5 protein-coding genes are annotated in these 6026 nt (G+C 72.3%); 4 read left to right on the top strand and 1 reads right to left on the bottom strand.

Annotated features, from left to right (window positions below):
* The coding region (locus GKQ77_RS25680) for an AfsR/SARP family transcriptional regulator (RefSeq protein WP_219691313.1) at positions 1 to 824 on the bottom strand (824 nt) is incomplete at its 3' end.
* Between the two features lie 288 nt (positions 825 to 1112).
* Here GKQ77_RS25680 and GKQ77_RS25685 point away from each other — a divergent pair.
* The 4 genes from GKQ77_RS25685 to GKQ77_RS25700 all read left to right on the top strand — a co-directional run bounded on the left by GKQ77_RS25685 (position 1113) and on the right by GKQ77_RS25700 (position 5916).
* Complete coding sequence (locus GKQ77_RS25685) at positions 1113 to 2420, top strand: cytochrome P450 (RefSeq protein ID WP_219691314.1); 1308 nt, start codon at positions 1113 to 1115, stop codon at positions 2418 to 2420.
* A 33-nt stretch (positions 2421 to 2453) separates the two neighbouring features.
* Positions 2454 to 3119, top strand: coding sequence for an HAD family hydrolase (locus GKQ77_RS25690; protein ID WP_219691315.1), 666 nt, complete (start codon positions 2454 to 2456; stop codon positions 3117 to 3119).
* Between the two features lie 370 nt (positions 3120 to 3489).
* A complete protein-coding gene (locus GKQ77_RS25695; protein WP_219691316.1) occupies positions 3490 to 4335 on the top strand; it encodes a SigB/SigF/SigG family RNA polymerase sigma factor in 846 nt (281 codons plus the stop codon).
* 111 nt (positions 4336 to 4446) lie between these two features.
* Complete coding sequence (locus GKQ77_RS25700; protein ID WP_219691317.1) at positions 4447 to 5916, top strand: aminotransferase class I/II-fold pyridoxal phosphate-dependent enzyme; 1470 nt, start codon at positions 4447 to 4449, stop codon at positions 5914 to 5916.
* Positions 5917 to 6026: the final 110 nt, after the last annotated feature.

The following is a 6026-nucleotide window of genomic DNA, read 5'->3' on the forward strand; positions in this document are numbered from 1 at the left end:
CCACCAGACGACCCGCCCGACCACGCTCCCGCCGACGCGCCCCCGGCCGAGCCACCGCCGCCCGTCTCCTCGCCCGTCTCCTCGCCCGCCCCGCGCAGCGCGAGCGCGTAGGCGTCGGCCAGCTCGCGGCCGGGGTCGACCCCCAGCTCGTCGGCGAGCACCCGCCGGGTCCGGTGGAACCAGTCCAGCGCCTCCGTCCGGCGCCCCGCCCGCTGAAGCGCCCTCATCAGTGCGGCGGACAGCGATTCGCGCAACGGATGCGCACTGGCCTCCGCCCGCAGCACGGCGGCCGCCCGGGCATGCTCGCCCAGGCGCGTGTACGCCCCGGCCAGCGACTCCACGGAGGCCAGCCGAAGCTCCTCAAGCGCCTGGGCCGCGGCTTGGAGCGGCTGGCTCGCAGACGTGCCGGTCAGCGCGGGCCCCTGCCAGAGCGACAGCGCCTCCTGATACATCGCCACCGCGTCGGCGGGCGCCCGCTGATCGCGTGCCAGCGTCACCAGTTCCTCGAAACGGTGGGCGTCCAGCAAGGACTCCGGCATCCGCAGGACGTACGCCGAACCCTGCGTGACAAGCTCGACGCCGAACATCTCCGCCTCGGCCCTGGCGAGCAGGACTCTCAGCCGGGACACATGCCCCTGGATGACACCACGGGCGCGCGCGGGTGGCTCCTGATCCCACAGAGCGGCCGTCAACTGCTCGACGGGAACCGGGTGGTTGGGCCTCAGCAGCAGGGCGGCGAGCAGGCTGCGCCGCTTGGCGGGACCGAGCGGCAGCACGCCGAGCCCAGTGGCGACGGAAACCGCTCCGAGCAGCCGGAACTCCACTGATGCAACTCCTCCTGCGGGAAAAGATCCACATTACCGGAGGCATACGTACGTAGAGTTTTGCCCCGATTTTAGGGCCTTCCAGCTGATTCATCGCGGCGACCCTGGGCACACGCTGGTCCAAGACCGCGCCGCACGCCGGCCGGGGACATGCACGCGGGGCCGGGTTCGGTCAGGATTCTCGCAGGGCCACCGCCCCGCGCCAGGGGAGGGCCACCGCCCCGCGTTCGGGGAGGGCCACCGCTCCGCCCTGCCACGGCCTGCGTCTTTTGCACCCAGGAGGACCTCATGCTGGACAACACGCTGCCGTTGCTCACCCAGGGCTACGCGTGGCTCCCCGACCTGAGCCGCCGCAAGGGCCCGGGGCCCGTACGCACCCGTCTCCTCGGCAAGCCCGTCATCGCGCTGCGCGGCCCGGCCGCCGTCCCGTTCTTCTACGACGAGAACCACGTGCGCCGCCGAACGGCCCTGCCCGAGCCCGTCCTGAGCACGCTCTTCGGCAAGGGCGCCGTGCACACCCTCGACGGCGAGGAGCACCGCGCGCGCAAGGCCGTCTTCACCTCGCTCCTCAAGGACGCGGCCAACGTCACCGCGTTGGCCCAGCGCGTGGCCGACGAATGGGAACGGTCCCGCAAGGAGTGGGCCGGCCGCTCCCAGGTGACGCTGTTCGACGAAGTGAGCGTGCTGATCACACGGGCCGTGTACGCGTGGGCCGGCGTCCCCCTCACGGAGTATCCGGAGGACGTCGCCGGGCCCGCGGACGACGAGGCGCGGCGGACCGCGAGGGACCTGGTGGCCATGGTCGACGGATTCGCCACCGCGGGACCCCGGCACTGGCAGGCCCGGCGCGCCCGGCAGCGCCAGGAGGAGCGGCTGGCCCGCCTGATCGAGCAGGTCCGCTCGGCCGGCCACGAACCGGCTGGTCACGAACCGGGCGGCCACGAACCGGCCGGCCTGGACCCGGCGGAGCAGGCCGGCGGGCCGCCCTCCGTCATCCAGGCCGTGGCCGCACACCGCGAGGCCGACGGGCGGCTTCTCGACCCCCGCACGGCCGCCGTCGAGGTCCTCAACGTCCTGCGGCCCACGGTCGCCGTCACCTGGTACACGGTCTTCGGCGCGCACGCGCTGCACCGGCACCCCGAGCTGCGGGAGCGGCTGGCCTCGGACGGCGAGGGCTACGCGCGCGCGTTCGCCCATGAGGTGCGGCGCTTCTACCCGTTCGCCCCGTTCGTCGCCGGCCTCGCCCCCAGCGACCTGGACTGGCACGGCGTGCCCATCAAGGAGGGCACGCTTGTCCTGCTCGACCTCTACGGACAGAACCACGACCCGGAGCTGTGGGAATCGCCGTACACCTTCGACCCCGAGCGGTTCACCGGACGCGAGCCCGGCCGCGACGAACTCGTCCCCCAGGGCGGCGGCGACGCCGCCGAGGGGCACCGCTGCCCGGGCGAGGACGTCACCCTGGCGCTCCTGACCACGCTGCTGCCGCGCCTGGCGCAGCTCGACTTCCACGTCCCCGAGCAGGATCTGCGCATCCCGCTGCACAGGATGCCGACCATGCCCCGCAGCGGCTTCGTCATGACGGACGTGCGCTGAACCGCGAAACCGAGAAGGGAACGGTGTGAAGCCATGGCGCGTGCCGCGCTGTTCGATGTCGACGGAACCCTCACCGACACCAACCACCTGCACGTGGTCACCTGGTGGGAGGCGTTCCGCCAAGCGGGCCACCACGTCGCGACGCACGACATCCACCACGCCATCGGGCTCGGCTCGACCGACCTCATCGCCCACCTGCTCGGCGACGACCGTGACCACGACCGTGACGAGGAGATCAGCGCCGCGCACAGCACCCTCTACGGCACGTACTTCGACCGGCTTTCCGCGCTGAACGGCGCCCGCGACCTGCTCCACGCCCTGCACGGCCGCGGCCGGCGCATCGTCCTCGCGACCTCGGCGGGCGGAGCGGAACTGGGCGCGCTGCGCCGGGCCATCGACGCCGACGACGTCATCGCGGGCATCGCGAGCGCGGACGACGTGGAGTCGGGCAAACCGGCCCCCGACCCCGTCCACCACGCCCTGGACATCGCCGAATGCGCCCCGGACGAGGCACTGTTCGTCGGCGACACCGTGTGGGACATGCGGGCGGCGTCCCGGGCGGGCGTACGGAGCATCGCGCTGCTCTCGGGAGGCATCCCGCGCGCAGACCTGGAGGAGGCAGGGGCCGGGGCCGTCTACGCGGACCCCGCCGATCTGCTGGGCCACCTGGACAGCGAGGCCCTCATCGGCAAAGCGTAACGGCGCCTGCCGGACAGCCCGGTGAGGAGGAGACCGGCCGGCCGCACCCCAATGCGGCCGGCCGGTCGGGCGTGGCGTCCGATGGCCGTTCCGACGCTTCGCACCCCGCGGTCGCGTGTGCCCCACACGGTCGGGGCCATGCCTCGCACCCGCCGAACGAGCGACATCACGAACACGCGAGCGCATCGCGCAGCACGCTTTGTGGCGGAGGCTGTTTGGCCCCAGATCCGCAGGGCAGGCGGAAAACGTGCTTCGGACCGGAGGCGCTTTCGCGGGAGCGGTGTGTTCACTCCTGGTGGATGCCTGTCGCCGGGGCACCCCGTTTCTCGCGTGTCACTTGTTGGCGGCACCGTTGAGGAGCGAAATTCTGATGCTTACCGACCTCACTTCATACTCCGCCCGTCGTCGTACGACGGGCCGGCACCCCCACAACGACGCCCCGGACACGGCGGCGGGGTTCGAGCGTCTGGCCACCCTCGAGGACGGCCCCGAGCGCGAACTGCTCTGCGAGGAGATCGTCGAGGCCTGGCTGCCGATGGCTCACCGGATCGCGAGCCGGTTCCGCAACAAGGGCGAGAGCATCGAGGACCTTCAGCAGGTGGCGGCGATGGGCCTGGTCAAGGCCGTCAACCGGTACGAGCCCGGCCGTGGCGCCTTCGAGAGCTATGCCGTGCCCACCATCACCGGTGAACTGCGCCGCCACTTCCGCGACCGCATGTGGGACGTGCGCGTACCCCGCCGCGTCCAGGAACTGCGCAACAAGGTCCGCGTCGCGCGCCGCGAACTCCTCGACCGGCCGGGCAGCGGCCCCGAGCCCAGCATCACCGAGATCGCCGAGCACGCGGGCCTGACCGAGGACGAGGTCAAGGACGGCATGGAGGCCATGGAGGGCTACAGCGCCCTGTCGCTCGACGCCGAGATCTCCTCCGCGGACCCCGACGGCTTCAGCCTCGCCGACACGCTCGGGGCGCCCGACCCCGCGTACGACTGCATCACCGACCGGGAGGCGGCCAAGGCCGGCCTGCGACAGCTGCCCGAGCGCGAGCGGACCATCCTCTACCTGCGCTTCTTCGAGGACATGACCCAGAGCAAGATCGCGGAAGAACTCGGCATCTCGCAGATGCACGTCTCCCGTCTCATCAGCCGCAGCTGCGCCCGCGTGCGTTCCGCGGCCGACGTCGGCCTGGAGGCGGCCGCGCCCGCTCGCGCCGCGTGACCGGCCAGGACAGGAGCCGGGCCCGGGTGCGCACGGGCCCGGGCGAAGGGCCCTACGACCGGTTGACGGACGTCCGGATTGGGTGGCGCGACTCCAGGGAACGCGTGTCCCATGTCGCATGATCACACCCGCGCCCCCGTCCTGGAAGCTCTCGCCGAACACCGGAGCAAGGGCCGGATCGGCTTCACACCGCCGGGCCACAAGCAGGCCCGCGGCGCCGATCCGGCCGTGCGCGAAGTCCTCGGCGACGCCGCCTTCCACAGCGATGTACTGGCCTCCGGAGGACTCGACGACCGGCGCACGCGAGGCCAGGTCCTCGAACAGGCCGAGCGGCTGATGGCGGACGCCGTCCACGCGGACCACACCTTCTTCTCCACGTGCGGCAGTTCGCTCTCCGTCAAGGCGGCCATGCTGTCCATCGCGGGCCCCGGCTCGAAACTGCTCGTCGGCCGGGACGCGCACAAGTCCGTCGTCTCCGGCCTGATCCTCTCCGGGATCCAGCCGGTGTGGGTCGAACCGCACTGGGACGACAAGCGCCATCTGGCCCACGCGCCGGGAGCGGAGGACTTCGAGGCGGCGTTCGCCGCGCACCCCGACGCGAAGGGCGCGCTCGTCACCAGCCCGACGCCGTACGGCGCCTGCGCCGACCTGAGCGCCATCGCGAAGGTCTGCCACAGCCGGTCCCGGCCGCTCGTCGTGGACGAGGCCTGGGGCGCGCACCTGCCCTTCCACCGCGACCTGCCGTCCTGGGCGATGGACGCGGGCGCCGACATCTGCGTGACGAGCATCCACAAGATGGGCAGCGGACTCGAACAGGGCTCCGTCTTCCATCTCCAGGGCGACCTGATCGACCCGGAGGTCCTGGAGAACTGCGCGGACCTCCTCGGCACCACGAGCCCGTCCACCCTCATCTATGCCGGACTCGACGGCTGGCGGCGGCAGATGGCGCTGCACGGCCACGAACTGATGGGCGGGGCGCTGGACCTGGCGGCCGAGGTGCGGGCGGCCATCGAGGAGATCGACGGCCTGCACGTCAACGACCGCGCCGACTTCTGCGGGCCCGGCCTCGCCGCGGACTTCGACCCCCTGCCCGTCGTCATCGAGGTCGACGGCCTCGGCACCAGCGGTTACCGGGCAGCGGACTGGCTGCGCCGCCACCACGCCCTTGACGTGCACCTCAGCGACCACCGCAGGATCAGCGCCCAGATCACCCACGGCGACGACCACGACACGACGGGCCTGCTCCTCGCGGCCCTGCGCGACCTGGCCCACGCCGCCCCGCACCTGGAACCCGCCCCGCCGGTGGAGGTCCCCTCCGCCGCCGAACTCCGGATGGAGCAGGCGATCCTGCCCCGCGACGCCTTCTTCGGGCCCACCGAGGACGTGCCGGTGGCCGAGGCGGCGGGACGGATCGCCGCGGAGATGATGACCCCGTACCCGCCCGGCATCCCCGCGGCGCTCCCCGGCGAACGGCTCACCGAACCCGTACTGCGCTATCTGCGCACCGGCGTGGCCGCGGGGATGAACCTCCCCGACGCCAAGGACAGCGAACTGAACACCGTGCGCGTCGTCGCCGAATGACCGTACGCCCATAGGATCGAAGCAGCACCGAGGTAACGGAGCACAGCACATGGGAACTGACCACATGGACGAGCGGAACCCCGCCTCCCCGGGGCAGGACGGCCCGCCCG

Source organism: Streptomyces anatolicus, assembly GCF_019400875.1.
GTDB lineage: Bacteria > Actinomycetota > Actinomycetes > Streptomycetales > Streptomycetaceae > Streptomyces > Streptomyces anatolicus.

Bases quoted from the DNA above. Each gene is read 5' to 3' on its own strand.
- GKQ77_RS25685 (WP_219691314.1), top strand. From the start codon at position 1,113: ATGCTGGACAACACGCTGCCGTTGCTCACCCAGGGCTACGCGTGGCTC.
- GKQ77_RS25690 (WP_219691315.1), top strand. From the start codon at position 2,454: ATGGCGCGTGCCGCGCTGTTCGATGTCGACGGAACCCTCACCGACACC.
- GKQ77_RS25695 (WP_219691316.1), top strand. From the start codon at position 3,490: ATGCTTACCGACCTCACTTCATACTCCGCCCGTCGTCGTACGACGGGC.
- GKQ77_RS25700 (WP_219691317.1), top strand. From the start codon at position 4,447: ATGTCGCATGATCACACCCGCGCCCCCGTCCTGGAAGCTCTCGCCGAA.